This window comes from Oribacterium sp. C9 (genome assembly GCF_002007235.1).
In the GTDB taxonomy this organism is placed as follows: domain Bacteria; phylum Bacillota; class Clostridia; order Lachnospirales; family Lachnospiraceae; genus Oribacterium.
In genome coordinates, this window is record NZ_MUHW01000036.1 from 1 (window position 1) to 17,298 (window position 17,298).

Annotated in this window: 16 protein-coding genes; 4 read left to right on the forward strand and 12 right to left on the reverse strand. The window is 44.2% G+C overall.

Features of this window, described 5'->3' with window-relative positions; genetic code table 11:
- Nucleotides 1-90: 90 nt before the first annotated feature.
- Nucleotides 91-666 carry a histidine phosphatase family protein gene (locus BXO88_RS15340; RefSeq protein WP_078038605.1) on the reverse strand — a complete coding sequence of 192 codons (576 nt, stop codon included), beginning with the start codon at nt 664-666 and terminating at the stop codon, nt 91-93.
- 271 nt (nt 667-937) lie between these two features.
- Here BXO88_RS15340 and BXO88_RS15345 point away from each other — a divergent pair, with 271 nt between their 5' ends.
- The 3 genes from BXO88_RS15345 (at nt 938) to BXO88_RS15355 (ending at nt 4,469) form a co-directional block, all read left to right on the forward strand.
- The gene (locus tag BXO88_RS15345) at nt 938-1,537 is read left to right on the forward strand and encodes a CapA family protein (RefSeq protein WP_078038606.1); all 600 of its coding nucleotides are present in this window, start codon (nt 938-940) and stop codon (nt 1,535-1,537) included.
- A gap of 140 nt (nt 1,538-1,677) precedes the next feature.
- Nucleotides 1,678-3,315 (forward strand): sulfatase-like hydrolase/transferase, encoded by a 1,638-nt coding sequence (locus BXO88_RS15350; protein WP_168171745.1) that lies wholly within the window; start codon nt 1,678-1,680, stop codon nt 3,313-3,315.
- On the forward strand, nt 3,312-4,469 hold the full coding sequence (locus tag BXO88_RS15355; RefSeq protein ID WP_078038608.1) for an anaerobic sulfatase maturase: 1,158 nt from the start codon (nt 3,312-3,314) through the stop codon (nt 4,467-4,469). Before BXO88_RS15350 ends, BXO88_RS15355 begins: the two co-directional genes overlap by 4 nt.
- Before the next feature lie 57 nt (nt 4,470-4,526).
- Here the strand turns inward: BXO88_RS15355 and BXO88_RS15360 are convergent, their stop codons facing one another.
- From BXO88_RS15360 to BXO88_RS15390, 7 genes are all read right to left on the reverse strand, one after another.
- Nucleotides 4,527-5,108 carry an anthranilate synthase component II gene (locus BXO88_RS15360; RefSeq protein ID WP_078038609.1) on the reverse strand — a complete coding sequence of 194 codons (582 nt, stop codon included), beginning with the start codon at nt 5,106-5,108 and terminating at the stop codon, nt 4,527-4,529.
- Entirely contained in the window at nt 5,105-6,568 is a 1,464-nt protein-coding gene (trpE, locus tag BXO88_RS15365) for an anthranilate synthase component I (RefSeq protein WP_078038610.1), read from the reverse strand. The genes BXO88_RS15360 and trpE overlap by 4 nt, the downstream gene beginning before the upstream one ends.
- Nucleotides 6,569-7,106: 538 nt before the next feature.
- Nucleotides 7,107-7,646 (reverse strand): hypothetical protein, encoded by a 540-nt coding sequence (locus BXO88_RS15370; protein ID WP_078038611.1) that lies wholly within the window; start codon nt 7,644-7,646, stop codon nt 7,107-7,109.
- Between the two features lie 194 nt (nt 7,647-7,840).
- Complete coding sequence (locus tag BXO88_RS15375) at nt 7,841-8,431, reverse strand: hemerythrin domain-containing protein (RefSeq protein ID WP_044995481.1); 591 nt, start codon at nt 8,429-8,431, stop codon at nt 7,841-7,843.
- 44 nt (nt 8,432-8,475) lie between these two features.
- Complete coding sequence (locus BXO88_RS15380; protein ID WP_044995482.1) at nt 8,476-8,673, reverse strand: DUF1858 domain-containing protein; 198 nt, start codon at nt 8,671-8,673, stop codon at nt 8,476-8,478.
- Between the two features lie 25 nt (nt 8,674-8,698).
- Complete coding sequence (locus BXO88_RS15385) at nt 8,699-9,301, reverse strand: hypothetical protein (RefSeq protein ID WP_078038612.1); 603 nt, start codon at nt 9,299-9,301, stop codon at nt 8,699-8,701.
- Between the two features lie 172 nt (nt 9,302-9,473).
- The gene (locus tag BXO88_RS15390) at nt 9,474-9,881 is read right to left on the reverse strand and encodes an Hsp20/alpha crystallin family protein (RefSeq protein WP_330395180.1); all 408 of its coding nucleotides are present in this window, start codon (nt 9,879-9,881) and stop codon (nt 9,474-9,476) included.
- 427 nt (nt 9,882-10,308) lie between these two features.
- Between BXO88_RS15390 and cls the strand changes: the two genes are divergently transcribed.
- Entirely contained in the window at nt 10,309-11,865 is a 1,557-nt protein-coding gene (gene cls / locus BXO88_RS15395; protein ID WP_139355623.1) for a cardiolipin synthase, read from the forward strand.
- A gap of 59 nt (nt 11,866-11,924) precedes the next feature.
- Here cls and BXO88_RS15400 read toward each other — a convergent pair whose 3' ends face one another.
- The 4 genes from BXO88_RS15400 to BXO88_RS15415 form a co-directional block, all read right to left on the reverse strand.
- Nucleotides 11,925-12,554: a methylated-DNA--[protein]-cysteine S-methyltransferase gene (locus BXO88_RS15400; protein ID WP_044995513.1), complete on the reverse strand. Its 630-nt coding sequence runs from the start codon at nt 12,552-12,554 to the stop codon at nt 11,925-11,927.
- Between the two features lie 34 nt (nt 12,555-12,588).
- Nucleotides 12,589-13,284 (reverse strand): DNA alkylation repair protein, encoded by a 696-nt coding sequence (locus BXO88_RS15405; protein ID WP_078038614.1) that lies wholly within the window; start codon nt 13,282-13,284, stop codon nt 12,589-12,591.
- Between the two features lie 95 nt (nt 13,285-13,379).
- A complete protein-coding gene (locus tag BXO88_RS15410; RefSeq protein ID WP_168171746.1) occupies nt 13,380-15,788 on the reverse strand; it encodes an FAD-binding protein in 2,409 nt (802 codons plus the stop codon).
- A 189-nt stretch (nt 15,789-15,977) separates the two neighbouring features.
- Nucleotides 15,978-16,958 (reverse strand): hypothetical protein, encoded by a 981-nt coding sequence (locus BXO88_RS15415; protein ID WP_139355624.1) that lies wholly within the window; start codon nt 16,956-16,958, stop codon nt 15,978-15,980.
- Nucleotides 16,959-17,298: the final 340 nt, after the last annotated feature.

Sequence of the window (17,298 nt, forward strand, 5' to 3'; positions counted from 1 at the left end):
AATTCCCCCAAGTAGGTTTTATATTTCAGTGTCCTACTTGGGGGGAGCATATCAATGGCTCTCTGACAACTGCACTGCTGTCTTTCGTATTTAGAAGATATCATCCAACATTTTATGCTTTCCGTCAAGTGATTCAAATACTCTTATCTCACAGTTTTTTGGCTTGGGTCTCCAGTAGATTCCGTTTGGTTTGTCCATGAGGTAGCCGGAAAGGGGGCGCATGATGCCGCCGTGGCAGGCGATGAGGACATTATCATAGTCTTTTTGCTCCAGCTCCTTCAAAAAAGAGTGACTTCTTTCTATAAGAGAAGACAGAGTCTCAACAGTTTTCGGAGCCGGGAAAAGTTCCGGGATATACCAGTAAGACATCATGGGTAGTCCCAGAAGATAATAGTTTTTCAGCTCATACTTTCCGAAATCTGCTTCTATAAGTCTGTCGTCGATAATAAGCTCGGAAGGATCAACATTGCCGATAATTGAGCCTGTGACCTGGGCACGCTTCAAAGGACTGGCGTAAACAGCATCGAACTTTATATCCCCTATCTTCTTTCTGGCTTCCTTTGCCTGCGCTATACCCGTCTCGTTCAGGGGCTCATCGGTGCGCCCCTGCATAAGGTGCCTGGCATTGAATTTTGTCTGTCCGTGTCGTGCTATCCATATTTTCATTTGCAGAATCTATCCTCTCTTTTGATCCGAATATTGTTTCAATAATTATTTGAATTATTTCTACTATGAAGTTTACCGGCTAAAAAGTCAAACCTGACTTGCTGATTTCCATGGATTGAGAAAAGTCTTTATTATAAAATTGTATATATCAGGAAGGATCCGGAAGGGGGATTAAAAGGAGCTTTCGGATCATGCTGAGACCTTCGTATCCGGTGTATCAGCCCGAGAGACTATATTCTGAGCTTCAATATGCTTTTCAGAGGTGTGATGTATGAAGAAGGAAATAAAGGACGCTTCGACCGAAATCAGGATGAGAAACTGGCGTAACATGGTTATTGTGGTGTTCTTTTGTATTGATCTTATCATGTTTGCATTGCCTGCGTATTCCAGGGTAGCGGCCCGCGGCTGGGAGCCTTCAACTAAAGGTCCGGGAATAGGTATGCAGACTGAAGACGGAACAGGTATGGAGACGGCTCCGGTTTCTGAGACTTCAGCTGCGGATCTGATCATCTGCTCCCATCCCCATGTAGTGGAACCGGAAGGGTATATCACAACAGCGTTGGGGAACAGTGGTCTCGTTTTTTGGTCCTGCGGTAATCTGATCTCGGCACAGTCCAAGGTTCCGCGTATCCTCGGAGGGCTTGCGGATGTGACCATCATAAAGGATGATTCCGGCACCAGGATAAGTTCCTGGGATTTCATCCCGACGGTTACGCATTTTTCCGGAATGGACGTGAGGGTATTTCTTCTGAAGGACTATAACGACATTTTGGCGTCAGTGAACCATGCGAACTACAAGGATGGTCCTCTCACTACGGAGAGGCTGTGGAATCTCTGGACCTCCATTACGGGTTTAGGAAGGAAATTCTAAAAAAACTGTAACCACGACACATATGTTATAAAGAATGATAGAATTCTGTCATGAGATAGCAGCGGGTTAATTACGTGAATTTTATATTGGTATGTCAGGTTGAATAGGTAATGATTTTTTTTAAGAAAGGAGTAGTAATCATGAACTATGGCAAATCAATAACCGCAGTTGGACTGACAGCGTCTCTTTTGGCGACCCAGACAAGCCTGGTGAGTCCGGCTCAGGAAAATACACAGCCGAAAGAGGATAAAAACTACAATGTTCTCTTTATTGTTACGGATCAGGAGCATTACTTTTCTGAATATCCGGTCGGAAGCAGCTATAAGGCCCGTGAACTTCTTAGTGAGATGGGAACTACCTTTGAAAAGCATTATACCTGTTCCAATATGTCAACATCCTCAAGATCCGTCATGTTTACAGGAAAGCATATTACTGATACCGGCATGATCGACAATACGGATTTTGAATGGCAGGGAGCCATGGATGATAAGCTTACAACAGTTGGTGACATGATGAGGGAGGCAGGCTACTACTCTGCCCTTAAGGGAAAATGGCATCTTGGGGACGCCAGCATTCTTCACGGAGGCGCTGAACTGACGGATCTCGACAGCTACGGATATTCAGACTGGGGCGGAACGGATTATATCGGAAGCGTAAAGGAAGGAAATGAAATGGATCCAAGGATAGTATCCGAGGCTGTGGAATGGCTTGAAACCAAGGGCAAGAGCCTTAATGCCACAGGCACACCCTTCTTCCTTAATATCAATCTTATTAATCCTCATGACATCATGAACTACGATGTAACAGGCTACAAAAGTCCCTTCCTGAAACTGGCAGGGAGACCTGATGATGCGATTTACAATACTGTCTATAACACTCCGGTTCCATCTACATGGAATTTTGATTTCTCCGCTTCAGATGTGCCGGATGCTCTCAGAATATTCCAGGGACACTGGGGGCTCTTTGCAGGTGTCTATCATGACGAAAATGTCTGGAAGGATTACCAGAATTACTACTTTAACTGCATACAGGATTCAGATAACAATCTGATGAAGATACTTGATTATCTGAAAACAAGCGGCATGCTGGATGATACTGTTATCGTATTCACATCAGATCATGGAGAAATGCACGGAAGCCACGGAATGAAGGGTAAGGGAGGTTTCCTGTATGAGAATAATGTTCATGTTCCGCTCATCATAGTTCATCCTGACTATAAAGGCGGCCGGAGGATTTCGGCGCTTACGAGCCATGTAGATCTTGCCCCGACACTGGTGGATATCACCGGCATTTCCCATGAGGAAAAGGCCCGGATCACCTCGGGACTTCCCGGAAAAAGTCTTTTGCCGCTTATGGACGGCAGAGTACCGAAGGTCAGGGATGCATCCTTGTTCTGCTTTGAAATGCTTTCCATGACCGGTGTACAGTTTGGACTTGATGAGAATGGCAATATTACGAAATCCTTTGATACCGGTGCCCGGGGGATGGTGAGGGGAATCACAACCGACAGATATAAATTTGTCAGGTATTTTTCACCCTTGGGATTTAACACTCCGACAACTATTGAAGAACTCTATGCAAACAATGATGTTCAGCTCTTTGACCTTTGGACAGATCCTGATGAAACAGTGAATCTTGCTCAGGATAAGGAGGCTAATGCTGAGCTTATCATGCAGATGAATGCCCTTCTTAACAAGACCATACAGGAGGAAATCGGTCAGGATGACGGACTGCATGTGAAGCTTGTACTCAAAACCTTGAAGGAGAAAGCACAGTGACAAATGATCAGGAAGACCGGAACAGAACATTTGCAATGATGGCCAAGCCAGTATCAGGAAGATGTAATCTCCGCTGCGAATACTGCTATTATATGGGGAAAGAAAAGGTCCTGAACATAGACATTGGCCATATGAGCGGGAGGATTTTGGAGGAGTATATCCGTCAGAGTCTCAGTATGCATGGTCAGGATGCCAGAGTTGAATTTGCATGGCATGGCGGGGAGCCTGTACTGGCGGGCCTTCCGTTTTATGAGGAGGCAGTCAGATTACAGCAAAAATACGGACAGGGGCGAAATATAGTCAATACACTTCAGACCAATGCCACTCTTCTTACGGATGATTTCTGCCGGTTTTTCAGGAAGCATGGATTTCTTATAGGGGTCAGCGTGGATGGCCCTGAGAAGCTTCACGATACTTATCGAAGATTTTCAAGCGGTCAGGGTAGTTTTGAAGCTGCCCTGACGGGAATGAAGCTTCTCAAGGAGTACGGGGTACCCTTTAATACCCTGACTACAGTCAATCATTCCAATCAGGAACATCCTGAAGAAGTGTACAACTTCCTAAGGGAATGGACTGACTGGATGCAGTTTCTTCCTGTGGTGGAAAGCGTTCCTGGGGAATATGAGCTTCAGGAGGGACAGAACTTTGCCTCGCCGCCGGGTATACATGGGATATCTGTGAAGCATCCGGTGATGCCCTTTTCAGTGACTCCTTCCGGTTACGGTTCATTTTTATGCGGTGTATTTGATATCTGGAAACAAAAGGATATCGGTAAAAAGCATATTCAGATCTTTGATGTGACATTGGGAAATCTCAGGAAGATACCCTCCGGTCTTTGTGTTCATAACCCGCTGTGCGGACATTCAGGCAGTGTGGAGGCCAATGGTGATGTTTATGCTTGTGACCGGTATGCATTCCCGGATTATCGGCTTGGGAATATCATGGATACAGAGCTGCTTCAACTTATGGAATCAAACCGGTCTTTTGGCATGCACAAGACCATGGGGCTTCCGGAAGAGTGTCTTGACTGTAAGTATGTCCGGCTTTGTTTTGGAGGATGTCCCAAGGATCGTCTGTGGGGAGACAAAAACTATCTTTGTGAAGGCTATAAAATGTTTTTCAGCCACTTTAAGAAAAATATTTGTGGTGAATAAAAATTACCCTCGTTACCTGACAGTAAATCTGCGGTGACGAGGGCTTTTTTAGACTATTCAGTGTTTTTTTGTAAGCTCTATAAAGTTCCTGAGTATCTTCTCTCCTTCAGGTGTCATGATGGATTCAGGATGGAACTGAAGGCCGTAGACCTGATTCTCCCTGTCTTCTACCGCCATGACTTCACCGTCCGTTGTGACACCGCTGACGGTCAGCTCTGTTTCTTTCAATGTTTCCTCCACTACGGCAAGTGAATGATATCTTGCCACCTTTATGATCTCAGGAAGACCCTTGAAAAGAGGACTTGTTGTGTCGATCTTTGTATCGGACTGCTTTCCGTGCATCAGCTCCTTTGCATAGCTTACGGTTGCGCCGTACACCATACATATGGCCTGCTCTCCGAGGCAGACTCCAAGGATTGGATACTCTCCTCTAAGCTCTTTTATGACTTCAGGACAGATTCCCGCATCCTCCGGTCGGCCCGGCCCCGGAGAAATGATGATCCCGTCGGGATTCATGGCACGTATCTCTGAAACGGTCATGGCATCGTTTCTCACTACCTTAAGGTCAGGCTCGATGCTGCCCACCATCTGGAAAAGATTGTATGTGAAACTATCGTAATTATCGAGTAAAAGGATCATAGGTCAGTTACCTCCGACTGCTTCAATGCTGTGACCACTGCCGCGGCCTTGTTTATGCACTCCTGATATTCCTTTTCAGGGACTGAGTCCGCAACTATGCCTGCTCCGCTTCTTACGAAGACCTTGCCGTTCTTCTTGTAGGCGATTCTGATGGCGATACAGAGATCGAGATTTCCGCTGAAATCTATGTAGCCGATGCCGCCTCCGTAGATACCGCGTTTATTGTTCTCCAGGTCATTTATGAGCTGGCAGGCCCGGATCTTCGGCGCTCCGGAAAGGGTTCCTGCGGGAAGTATGGAGCCTACTGCGTCCAGTGCATCTGCATCTTCTCTTATCTCTCCCCTGACAGTTGAGCCTATGTGCATTACATGGCTGTATCTCTCTATCTCATGATATTTTTCAACCTTTACGGAACCGAACTTACTGATTCTTCCGATGTCGTTTCTTCCGAGATCAACCAGCATATTGTGTTCTGCCAGCTCCTTTTCATCCTGAAGAAGCTCTTCCTCAAGGCGCTTGTCCTCTTCCTCGGTCTTTCCTCTCGGCCTTGTTCCCGCAAGGGGGAAGGTATGAAGCACGCCGTCCTCAAGCTTTACAAGAGTCTCGGGTGATGCCCCTGCCACCTCCAGGTCTGCACTTGAAAAGTAGAACATATAAGGAGACGGGTTAAGAGTTCTCAGTACGCGATAAGCATTGAGCAGGGTTCCCTCATAATCCGCTTCCAGACGGTTGGAAAGGACGATCTGGAAAATGTCTCCTTCATGGATGTAATGCTTCGCTTTCTCCACCATATCACAGAAGTGTTCCTTGTCGAAGAAAGGTCTCACTTCGCTGAGAAATCTTCCGGGCTGATCTTCCTTCGGGGTTCCGGTTCTAAGAAGCTTAATGAGATTATCGATCTCCCTCTCTGCATTGTGGTAGGCACTCTCCCCTCCTGCGAGATCCATGTCTACTATGACGATGATTTTCTGCTTCAGGTTATCGAAGGCGATGACCTTGTCAAAAAGCATCAGGTCGATGTCATTAAAATGCTCTGTATCCTCCGCATCGAGAGTGAGTGAAGGCTCGTAATACTTGAGATAATCGTAGGAAAAATATCCCACCAGACCTCCTGTGAAGGATGGCAGACCGGGGATCTTCGGCATACGGTACTCGCTGAGGATCTGGCGAATGTAGTCGTATGGACGGTCTGTTTTTATGGTGAGACCTCCCGCTTTGAGTTCTCCGTTCTGGCAGGTTATCTCCATCTTGGGATCAAAACCGATAAAGGTGTATCTGCCCCACTTCTCCCTGTCCTCAACTGACTCCAGCATGAAAACGTGATTTGACACGCTTTTCAGGATCCTGAGTGCTGCGATAGGTGTGAGAAAATCCGACAGAATTTCCTTTGCGACCGGAATACGCTTGTAGCGGTCGTCGTTCTGGTACTGTTTTACTGTTTCATAACCCGGTATTGTCATTTTGAATCCTCCGTTTTTCTTATCCGTGTTTCCGTAGGAAAAACTCTCGCTGAGCTCAGTATAAAGGGGGGTATCTTTTTCTGTAATAAAAAAGCCCTGACAGAATCCATTTGAATTCTGTCAGGGACGAATAATCATCGCGGTGCCACCCTGCTTCACATAATCTGTGCGCTTTGCGAGATACCAACATATCTCCGACTACTAACGTAAGCCTCACGTCACAGGATACTCGGCAGGAAAAATATCGAAAACCTGATCAGTTAAAGCTCCTGTACTATGTAAAAAACATAGCTGCAATATAACTCTCGCTGAATCATGATTCTTTCTCTGCTTTTCATTGTGCCCTTAGCGGTCCATTTGCGAAACTGTATTTCTGCCGGATTCACACCATCGCCGGCTCTCTGTGAGATCATATTTCGTTTTATCTCCGCTTCAACGGTTTATTTATTAAATTAATCAGTATTTTAAAATCGCTTAAAGATAATGTCAATGAAAATATTTCATCGCTTTAAAGTGTTATATCAGCCAATCGGTGGGGTTATGCCTGTGTACTTGAAGCTTCTGATAACTGATTACCTGAGAAGCTTACGGTTTCCCTGTAATCATTTCTGATACAAAAAGCCATGGGGATATCGATAACATACCATGTATTGAAGATCAGATATAAAAGCAGCCTTCCAACAGTTATTTTTTTGCTCATTTTAAGCTTGATCGCACATATCTCTGCAGGTATCACTGTTGTTGTGAATATGGCAGCATCTATTGCAAGAAATACTGGCAAAACAAATATGCCTATACCCATAAGTCCCATAAGAATAAGAAAAAGCAATCCTGTTATCACAAAGAATGATACATAATAGGGTATCTGTATCAGCTTTACTTTCAGATTCACTTCGGCCAGTTTACTTTTATTTTTTGATAATACAGAAACGATTAATGTGATTGCTATCTGTACAAGCATAGCTATCCCGCAGGTTGCATATACCGGATTCATATCAATAGGATTCATCTTGATGACAAATACCGCTATCATATAAATGTAAGGCAGAACTGCATTGAGATATAATAAATTTTCCATACTCTGACACCCGCTTATTCATATTGTATTTACTAAATAAAACACTTAGTATGATAGCATATTTCACGTAAATTTAATCAGAGTTTCGTATTTCTTCAATAAAATGTCAGGATGGTAATCCATTTTTGCCCTGCGTAGTCCCAGTTTTCTTCGTGGGTCTCAAAATCTGAAGCGAATTTATTATCCCACATGACTTATTGGTTTATGATGTCATGCTGGTCTTCTATTTCACCGTATCTTTCACGCATGGATGCTATCATGTCAAGATAATGCTTCTGCACACCACGTTCCTCAGTCTCATTTTCATAATCAGAAACCTTTTTATCGACGATCTCTATGACTTCGGATGAAAGTTGTCTTTCTGCAAAGGGATATACAACTGCGTTTTCTTTTGTGATGTGGCGGGTCAAAAGAGTTGCATAACCCATGGCGCCTTCAAGGATGTCCATTTTATAAATGGTCTTTTGTTCTTTTTTCCATAGTGCAAGCGCATTTTCAAGGTCTAAAATATGGGCGCGACACATTTCGTGCTCAACCAGCATTCCGTGTCGGATGAGGTTTTCTCCTATCGGACCAAGACGGCTTTCCATTTCGTTGAAAAGAAACTTCTCTTCTTTTCCGTGGTGATGACGGTCTGAATAGTTTCTGGCGAAGTCGATGATGTTCCTGAAATCCTCCGGGATAAGTTCTTCGCCCTCCAGAACCTTACAGCACATGCTGCGGACAACCTTCAGGAACTGAAGGATGTTGTCATGTTCCTTGATCATTATATCGGTACAATACATAGTGTTCTCCTGTAATTTTTATATAGCTGGTTCTTTATGTTCCGTTATTTCAAATTGAGCTGCTTGTTGAGGTAATCGGCAACCTCGTCTCCCTTCATGCCATGAACCAGTGCAGCATTGTCCAGAGACTCGCTGAGTGCTGCCGGACAGGAAATGCATCCCATTCCGAGATTCATAAGGGCTGCTGATGCTCCTTCATAAGTGTTGACGATATCGCTCATGATCATGTCTTTTGTTATCATAGTGGTTCTCCTTTTATAAAAAAATTCAATAAAGCTCGTACATTCTGTCACCGACAGTGACTAGGCGGTGTCCTGAGCCATCCAGCATGCCGGAAATAAGAGCCCCTCGAAGCTCATAAAAATCATCTCCGTCACCCTGATACTTCTTCCAGTATTCCGAATGGAGATCAAGGGTCTGCTCAAAGCTTATCTTATTTTCGGAATTACCGGTTATATTTATGGCCCGGTCGCAGGGCATTCCATCCAGAAGTATATTGTGGATGCTTTGGAAGGCTTCCTGAACAGTACATCCGCCGGGGATACAGTTATCCTTACCGAATTCACGTACTGTTCCGGTGATAGTTTCAAGTCGTTTTTCGTCTTTTTTTAATAGACCAACAAGCAATTCTGCAAATCTGTCTTCAGAACTGCTTACCAGATTTGATAGGGAGGAATGAATATTTGAAAGATCGATGACTTCTTCAATAGCTGGGAATGTCTTTTTCGTGAAACTCTCAAGAGGCTTTCCATTTACGACAGGTTCCCAATTCTCATCTGCTGCAGTTTTGATTATCCTTTTTATGAGTTCTTCTCTTGTCAGAATCTTTTGATACATCAGTTGATGTATAGGTCCTAAAAATGCGCTCATTGCTTTACTCCTTTGTTGTAAATAACCGGCAGGTTTTTACTGACTCGTTTTTGTGGACACGACAAAGCATATAGGAAAAATGAAAGAAGGATGTTGCGAGCGCAACATCTCAAAGGAGACAGCAAAAAAATACAGGACATCCTGAGACGTCCTGTATGAAGCAAATAATATATTATCCTTTGATCTCGATATACTTCGGTGAAGATATCTGTTTAACCTCTTTCTTTGGGAGGTCGATCTTCAGGATTCCATCTTCGAACTTTGCATCTATATCCTGAGGTGTGAAATCATCTCCTACATAGAAGCTTCTCTGCATGGAACCGCTGTAACGTTCTCTCCTTATGATTCTTCCTTCGCTGTCCTTTTCTTCCTTGTTGTCATCATGTGAGGCACTTATCTTAAGGTAACCGTCTGTAAGTTCAAGCTTTACATCTTCCTTCTTATATCCCGGAAGCTCTACAGCCATCTCAAAAGCATCGGCATTTTCCTTTATGTCGGTACGCATCAGATGAGCAGGATGCTTAGGCTGCGCCGGTTTTGGCAACCAGTCATGACCAAAGCCATCAAAGAAATCATCCATTAAGTTTTCACCAAATAAACTGGGCATATACAACATATTAGCTACCTCCTTCTATCATATGTCAGTACACTGTGTGTCCGACATAATTTTTCAGGTCATTTGTGAATACTTAAGTCTATGGGAATTCCTCTTCTTTATATGATCATAAGTGCTTCTCGTATTCTCATGACCTCTTCTTTTTCTGTACATCTATGTTATAGTTCGATTGTTAGCACTTGTCAACGGCGAGTGCTAACAATTATTATAAATTTTCTATAAACTCAAGTTCCGCATATTTCTAAAGCCATTTTTGTTTTCAATGAACAAAAGCCAGCATTGTAATTCAACATATATTTTATATTATAATTATTGGAGGACAAATAATTGATCGTGATTATATAACGATAGATACCTGGTATCAGAATCTTTACAGGGAAGGATGTCGTGTATGAATGAAACTTTAGAGACAAAAAGTGCTATTAAAAACGGAGTGAGCAGGATGGTATTTGCCATCATTTCCATACTTCTTGAGGTTGGAATCATTCTTGTTCTGAACCTTTATCTATACGAAAAATGGCTGCTGTTTTCTGCTGCCTTCAGAATCATCGGTGTGATGTCAGTGTTGTTTTTGTATGGACGTAATTACTCATCATCACTGAAGATGCCATGGATAATGCTTATCATGTCTGTTCCGGTGGCAGGTCTTGTGTTCTATCTTTTAGTCGGACTAAACAGGGGCACTCGTAAAATGAGAAAACGTTATGAGGATATAGACGAAGTGCTGCTGCCTAAACTCCCGGATGGAAACGAGGCCCAGAAACTGCTTGCAGAAAATTATCCTTACATAGCTAATGTCACACACTATATAAAGAACTACTCCGCGTATCCGCTATACCTCGGAAGTAAGGTCACATATTACGATGATGCATTGAAGGGCTTAAATGCTCAAAAGGAAGCATTAAAATCTGCAAAGCATTTTATCTTTATGGAGTACCACGCCATAGAGGATGGGACCGCGTGGAATGAAATCGAGACGATTCTTGAATTGAAGGTGAAGGAAGGTCTTGATGTAAGGGTGTTCTATGACGATATGGGCAGCATCGGCTTTATCAATACAGACTTTGTGAAGAAACTGGAGGGGAAAGGTATTTCCTGCAGGGTATTTAACCCCTTTGCTCCGGGCCTTAATATGTTTCTGAACAACAGAGATCATAGAAAGATCACGGTAATTGACGGTAATATAGGATTTACAGGTGGTTACAACCTTGCGGATGAATATTTTCATCGTAGAGAGCCCTTCGGATTCTGGAAGGATACGGGAATCAAAATCGAAGGTGAAGCAGTAAAAAATCTTACAGTTACTTTTCTTGAAATGTGGAATGCGGTCAGCCATAAGGATGTAGACGATACCGACTATGACAGGTTCTTAAATTGTGAGTTCAGAAATTTTTCGGATGGAGGCTTTGCCGTACCTTATGCCGACAGTCCCATGGATGACGAGCAGGTCGGTGAAGAGGTGTACATGTCCATAGCGGAAGGTGCAAAAGACTATGCATGGTTTGTTACGCCCTATCTCATCATCACAGACGAAATGATACACACCCTGTCACTGGCTGCCAAACGGGGAGTAGATGTTCGTATCATAACTCCCGGTATACCGGACAAGAAGATCGTTTACAGTGTTACCAGATCCTATTACAATGCCCTGGCCAAAAACGGTGTCAGGATCTTTGAATATACTCCCGGCTTCTGTCATTGCAAAATGTCCGTCAGTGACGATGTCGTAGCAACCTGCGGAACCATAAATATGGATTACAGAAGCTTTTATCATCATTTTGAAAACGGCTGTCTCTATGCGGACTGCAGCGCTGTGATCGATACAAGAAAAGACTTTGAGGAAATGTTCAAGGTCAGCACCGAAGTAACAGAGTATTACAGCACCGGTGGAGGAGCCTTCATGAGATTAGGTCAGCTGATCCTCAGATTGTTTGCTCCGCTGATGTGAAAATTTGAAAAAGCGCTCATTGATAATATTGATCAATGAGCGTTTTTTGATTTCTTCAACTATTCTGTTTTCCACCCGAACCTTTTGAGATCAACCTTTCCTTCTATGACCTCTATACCCTCCGCTGCAAGGAGTTTAGCCTGTGCGCCTGCACCTCCGAAGGCAAATTCTCCGGCCAGTTCACCCTTCGAGTTCACTACACGGAAACAGGGAATATTATCAGGGTCGGGATTTCTGTGGAGTGCGTTGCCAACAGCCCTTGCCATTTTCCTGTCACCTGCGGCCTCGGCAACCTGCGCATAAGTCGCAACGCACCCGTAGGGTATCTGTTTAACTGCATCGTATATTCTTTTTGCGGGGCTGTCGGATATGAGTATATAGCTTTCATTTATCATTTGTTTTATTTCATCATCCGGTATACTTCCATCGAGTATGAGGGTACTCCAGTGTTTCTTGTCCTGATGGTATCCTGGAATCACCGACTCATACATATCCCGCCAGAAAAAAGCCTTTTCCGGATCCATCTTTACGTTCAGATTGATGTACCCGTTCCGCTCATATGTCCACAGAAATGCTTTGTCATTGCCCTTGTACCTCACAAGCTGCCAGTTTTGATCATGAAAAGGGGCATCCTGATAGGTGTCAGGAAAGGATAACCCATATGCTAATGCTTCTTCTCTGGAATTCATCATACCTGTCTCCTATACGAAAAAATGAATTTGATCAGTTGACCTTCTTCACCTTTAAGCCTTTCAGATATTCCTTTTGCTCGGGTGTTATCCTGTAACTCTCGATGGATTTTTGTATAGACTTATTGTGAGTCCAGTCATCAAGCTTATGATCTTCGATAAACGGCAGTATCATATCGTACTGCTTTGCAAGTGCTGTGGCAAAATACCATGCCGTCATCATGTTGATGTAATACTCTTCTGATCGGATCTTTGCAACCATTTCCGGATATCGTATGTCAAAGTCCTCATCCAGAAAATGCTCCATAAGCATTCCCACAGCGAATCTAACGGTATAGGTCCTGTCAGAACGAAGCCACTCTTCTATCTTTTTGATAAGCTCACTCCGGTGCTTTTTAAAGATCTTAGGAGACAGCTGATCGCAGGTCGCCCAGTTATCAACATATGGAAGGAATTCATCAACACATCTTAGGCACTGATCATAGTCCTTTATTTCAGAAAGAATGAAGGCATGAAGCTGGTTTTCATCGAAATATTTATGAGGCAGGCTCTCAAGGAACTCATTCACATCCCCCTGCTTCAAAAGAGCCTTTGCATATTTCCTGAGTTCAGGCGTTCTGACACCTATCACAGATCCCGCATCCACTGTAGGAATCAGCTTGCTCTGGAAGTCTCTGTACTTTGTGTCCTGACGGTCAAAAAGCTCTTTTCTGATATCTTCGATAATCATATTATTCACTCCTGCATTTATAAAAAGCGGTACATATCATAGCATGACATGTACCGCTGATTTTTAAAACAAAACCGAATTATGGGAATCTGATATTACTTTATAGCCTCAGCGATATCAGCACCTACAAGACGTCCGCTGGTGAAGGCATATCCCATAGCTGCGCCACCGTAGGTTACATATGCCTTTGTCTCTGAGAAGAGAACACCCATACTGTCTGTACCGACTGCATAGAGACCTTCCATAGGTTTCTCATCCTTTGCACTGAGTACCTGGAACTTCTCGTTTACATTGAGACCGCCGCAGGTTGAGTAGCACCATGAGGAACCGATGATTCCGTAATATTTGTCACCGGTAACCGGCTTTAAGTACTTAGGATCCTTTCCGAATTCGGAATCCTCACCCTTCTCACAGTCAGCATTGTAAGCTTCTACTGTTGCAGCGAGAGTCTTCGCATCAAGGTCCATCTTGTCTGCAAGCTCCTCGATGGTATCAGCCTCAAAAACATAACCTGCATCTATTGCAGCCTTGAGAACCTCATCGGTCTTATCCATAGGAACGCCCGCCGGGATGCTGGAACCGTAACCAAGGTAGCTTGTTGAAGGTCCTGCAGGCTCTTCATCGAAGCCTTCCTTTATAAGCTTTTCTACCTGATCTCTGCCGTAAATGCTATAGAAGTGAGGACCTGAGATCCATGGGTTAAACATTGAAAGAGCTGTCTCTGAAGTGAAACGCTTTGCATCCTTTCCAACTGCAAGTGTATCTGAAGAGATGGCCATATTGAGAGGGATATCACCCTGTGACCATACTGCAGGACGGCCTGTGGCAACACCTGTCTTTCCTTCGATAGGAACTGTTTCGAATCCCGGAAGGAATCCGTCGACACCACCTACATGAACCATAGGAGCAACGCCGATGTTGTAGGTGCCTGCACCGTTCTCTATGGCAGACTCGATCATCTTACCATCATTCTGATGCTGTCCGAAGAGCTTCCATTCACCCTTCAGAGGGAAGTATTCATCACTGAGATACTTCTCTTCCATCTTACCGCTTCCTGCATAACCGCCTGTTGCAAGGACTACAGCCTTGGCATGAATTACATATTCCTTGCCGTCAACCATGCTGCGGGCCTTGGCTCCGGTGATCTTTCCGTCTTCAACGGTGAGCTCATAGGCTTCGGTCTCAAGCATGTATTTGCCGCCCTTCTTTTCGAAGTTCTCAACAGTATGAGCGAAGAAGTCTTCTGTCAGCTTCTTGCCGCCGGAGATAGGTGTGTATGCTGCCCACTGATTTCCAACGAAGCCCTGAGCCGGGTCAAACTGGAATCCGTACTGTGTGAGCCAGTCATCTGTGTAGCCGCTTTCGTCAAGGAAGAGCTTTACCATCTCAGGCTTTGCCTGCTGCACACCTTTATCATCTGTAGTGTACTCAAGCCATGCATCATAGAGAGCATCCTTGTCAATGAGGTTATCGCCGGCCTTCTTTGTGATCTTCTCCTTCTTGATAGGATCTGTCCACTCAGGGATCTCAGCTTCAACCTGGCTCGGTACATTAATAGCCATAGGACCACTGGTGAGAACTGCATTACCGCCCCACTTTGCGGCCTTATCGATAGCAAGAACCTGAAGTCCTTCTTCAGCAGAGCTGAGAGCTGCTGCCATACCTGAGCCACCCATACCGACTACCAGAACATCAGTGTCGATCTCCTCTGTTTCGGTGCTCTTCGGGATTGACTTATAAAAGGCCTTTATGTCCTTTTCATCTCCGCCGCCTGCCTTGATAGCCTCTGTAACTGCCTTTTCCACAGCCTGCTTTACAGCGTTACTTGTGGTGGTTGCACCTGATACTCCGTCGATGGATACGGACTGATACTCAAGCATACGTGGAATAAGAGTATCCACAACTGTCTGTACCATAGCCTTTGTATCAGAGATATTCTCCTGATCTACAGTGATGGACTCGATCTTATCCTCTGATACCTTAACCTTTACTGAAACCGGCTCACTGATTCTGAAGCCTATACCCTGTCCTTCATATTCGCCCGGCTTCATGCTTACGGTAACTTCGTTTGAAACACCCTTTGCCTGATTGATACAGTCCTGAACGGACAGAAGGATGGCCTTACTTGTGAAAGTTGCGCCGGAAACTCCGTCAACCTCTGCACTCTGTGCTGCAAGGATGGCATCGGGAAGGCTTTCTATAGCCTTGCTTCCTACTCCGTCTGTTTCCTTGTCGCCTGTGATCTTTACCTCGGTGATCTTTGAGTCGTCAAATGTCATGGTGACTGTAACGTCACCTCCGAATCCATTGTTGGTTGCACTGTAGGTTCCGGCTTTATAGCCGTCAGTGGATTCCTTCGCCGCTTCTGTGACAGCCTCTGTTGCTGCTTCTGTTGTTGCTTCAGTTGCCTGCGCTGTAGTTTCTACAGGCGGCACATCTGTGGTCTGAGAACATGAAACAAGCATGCAGAGAGGCAATGCACAAGCGAGCATTCTTTTCTTCATTTTCATACTTCCTCCTAAATTTTATCCATCACCCCCGTGGGATTGTACCGGTCCATCATGGGCTGATGCTGCAATGACCTCGGCTTACGCCATTCGTTATAATTTTAGCACTCTTGGGAAAGTCTATGAAGTAAAAATGATGCCTTTTTTTGCAATTTTTTGTAGTTTAGGATGAAATTTCCCAATCTGTTATGCTTCCCAAACGTGAGAAGACGCACCCTCAGCAGAGGAATCATCAGAGAAGAGTTTTCCGTACCCTCGCTTCTGTTTAGCCCGTTTTGTCTTCCGGGCTTCCGGTGTGTTTTCGGCTTCGACTATACTCTTTGCCTGATTTTGTCCTGAGCTTTTTGCCAATGTCTTCGACCGTGACTCATCCTCTTCAGGATTCAGTTCCGGTTTATTTTGACCCGGTTGGGTTTTCTTCAAAAAATCAACAGCATTAGCCTCATCGGAAACCGTTTTATCAGAGTGCAGGTTGTTTGACTCGGGATCTTTGGATAGAGGCTCTTCACGAAGCGCTTCTTCCCTGGCTTCCTGAATCTCTTTCTCAGCCTTTTGTTTTTCGGCTTCTGTAGGAAGCTTGTGATATTCTCCCTTTTCTGCGAATTTGACAAAGATCTCCTGCTTTTTCACCAGCTTTCTGTACTCTGCTGCGCAGACTGCCATCTTATCCGCATCGGAGATGTGCGGATCGTTGGTAACGGACTTTACCTTACTCAGCGAAGTATTGGCTTCCTCCTGAATCACGCGCTGAGCCTCTTCCTTTGTTTTTGCTGCACGAAGCCTTTTTTCGAAACTTTTGATCTCCTGTTCCTCGGCCTTGATCTCCTGATATAATTTAGGATCCTTTTTGCTGACATACTCCATTTCTTCAGCGGTAAGCTTTCCTCCGGCCATATATTTGTTTCGTATTTCCGTCATTCTGCTGCCGGAGTCTTCATTTTTTCGCTGAAGTTCCTCGAAGCTTTCCTTGATTTTGTTGGCTTCATCCAGGAGCATATCCCGGACTTTTTCAGAAGTATTTCTGGTGTCATATTTTATTGCCTTGGTTTCCTTTGAAGTGAAATCGTTTGTGGATTTTCGGTTCTTCCACTTTTGCTTCATAGTTTGGGTTTTGGTATAGTTCCCGATCTTACCGTAACCCGTAAAAAAAGAAACATTTAAGCTCATCCTAAGCTCCTTTCCTGCCGTTCCTTCGGCATGCCCACTATAGATCATTCAAAGAAATATCTGCTTTGTTTCTTTAAAATGATCTATATAAATACAGTAATTTAAAAAAATACATACTATCTCCATATCACTGATACCTATATCGACATAAAAGGGAATAAGCATAATTTTCCCTCAGGCGCATAGGATTAAAGTTTCATAAAATGATGTAACCGTCATAGGTATTACGCTATCTGTGCCTGTATAAAAGTGGGGATAAATAAAATAAGTGCAGATGTCAAAAGGTTGATATGCTCCCCCCAAGTAGGACACTGAAATATAAAACCTACTTGGGGGAATT

What these genes read in the sequence shown, in the direction of transcription:
- BXO88_RS15340 (WP_078038605.1), bottom strand. Translation starts at nt 666, where the DNA reads ATGAAAATATGGATAGCACGACACGGACAGACAAAATTCAATGCCAGG.
- BXO88_RS15345 (WP_078038606.1), top strand. Translation starts at nt 938, where the DNA reads ATGAAGAAGGAAATAAAGGACGCTTCGACCGAAATCAGGATGAGAAAC.
- BXO88_RS15350 (WP_168171745.1), top strand. Translation starts at nt 1,678, where the DNA reads ATGAACTATGGCAAATCAATAACCGCAGTTGGACTGACAGCGTCTCTT.
- BXO88_RS15360 (WP_078038609.1), bottom strand. Translation starts at nt 5,108, where the DNA reads ATGATCCTTTTACTCGATAATTACGATAGTTTCACATACAATCTTTTC.
- trpE (WP_078038610.1), bottom strand. Translation starts at nt 6,568, where the DNA reads ATGACAATACCGGGTTATGAAACAGTAAAACAGTACCAGAACGACGAC.
- BXO88_RS15370 (WP_078038611.1), bottom strand. Translation starts at nt 7,646, where the DNA reads ATGGAAAATTTATTATATCTCAATGCAGTTCTGCCTTACATTTATATG.
- BXO88_RS15375 (WP_044995481.1), bottom strand. Translation starts at nt 8,431, where the DNA reads ATGTATTGTACCGATATAATGATCAAGGAACATGACAACATCCTTCAG.
- BXO88_RS15380 (WP_044995482.1), bottom strand. Translation starts at nt 8,673, where the DNA reads ATGATAACAAAAGACATGATCATGAGCGATATCGTCAACACTTATGAA.
- BXO88_RS15385 (WP_078038612.1), bottom strand. Translation starts at nt 9,301, where the DNA reads ATGAGCGCATTTTTAGGACCTATACATCAACTGATGTATCAAAAGATT.
- BXO88_RS15390 (WP_330395180.1), bottom strand. Translation starts at nt 9,881, where the DNA reads ATGGATGATTTCTTTGATGGCTTTGGTCATGACTGGTTGCCAAAACCG.
- cls (WP_139355623.1), top strand. Translation starts at nt 10,309, where the DNA reads ATGAATGAAACTTTAGAGACAAAAAGTGCTATTAAAAACGGAGTGAGC.
- BXO88_RS15400 (WP_044995513.1), bottom strand. Translation starts at nt 12,554, where the DNA reads ATGAATTCCAGAGAAGAAGCATTAGCATATGGGTTATCCTTTCCTGAC.
- BXO88_RS15405 (WP_078038614.1), bottom strand. Translation starts at nt 13,284, where the DNA reads ATGATTATCGAAGATATCAGAAAAGAGCTTTTTGACCGTCAGGACACA.
- BXO88_RS15410 (WP_168171746.1), bottom strand. Translation starts at nt 15,788, where the DNA reads ATGAAGAAAAGAATGCTCGCTTGTGCATTGCCTCTCTGCATGCTTGTT.
- BXO88_RS15415 (WP_139355624.1), bottom strand. Translation starts at nt 16,958, where the DNA reads ATGAGCTTAAATGTTTCTTTTTTTACGGGTTACGGTAAGATCGGGAAC.